Origin of the sequence: Collinsella sp. HCP28S3_E9 (assembly GCF_052065455.1) — a bacterium.
In the GTDB taxonomy this organism is placed as follows: domain Bacteria; phylum Actinomycetota; class Coriobacteriia; order Coriobacteriales; family Coriobacteriaceae; genus Collinsella.
Genome location: NZ_JBQHTZ010000043.1, coordinates 1 through 727 on the forward strand (window position 1 = coordinate 1; position 727 = coordinate 727).

1 rRNA gene is annotated in these 727 nt (G+C 62.2%); it reads right to left on the reverse strand.

Annotated elements, in window-relative coordinates:
• Positions 1-727 (reverse strand): 23S ribosomal RNA (locus tag ACTNA2_RS09075); the annotation flags it as partial.

Here is a 727-nt window from a genome sequence, read left to right on the forward strand (position 1 = left end):
CCGGCCTCGCCTTAGCCCCCGACTGACCCTGGGAGGATTAGCCTTGCCCAGGAAACCTCGGGTTCACGGCGGACGAGTTACTCTCTCGTCTCTCGCTACTCATGCCAGCATTCTCACTCCCATGCGCTCCACCGTCGGTCGCCCTCCGGCTTCTCCGCCCATGGGAAGCTCCCCTACCGATTCTGATGAATTAGAATCCCGCCGCTTCGGTGTCCAGCTTAGCCCCGTGTATTGTCGGCGCATGTCCACTCGACCAGTGAGCTGTTACGCACTCTTTGAATGCATGGCTGCTTCTAAGCCAACATCCTGGTTGTCTGGGCGGACGCACATCCTTTGCCACTCGGCTGGAACTTGGGGACCTTAGCGGGCGGTCCGGGCTGTTTCCCTCTCGAGCACACAGCTTAGCCCACATGCTCTGACTGCCGCGCTCTGGGCCGCCGGCATTCGGAGTTCGGTTGGATTCGGTAGGCGGCGAAGCCCCCTCGTCCATCCGGTGCTCTACCTCCGGCGGTGAACGCGCGACGCTAGCCCTAAAGCTATTTCGGGGAGAACGAGATATCTCCGGGTTTGATTGGCCTTTCACCCCTATCCGCAGGTCATCGCCGCCGTTTTCAACCGACGTGCGTTCGGCCCTCCACGGGGTCTTACCCCCGCTTCAGCCTGCCCACGGATAGCTCACCCGGCTTCGCGTCCGCGGCGCGGGACTCAAGTCGCCCTGTTAAGGCTC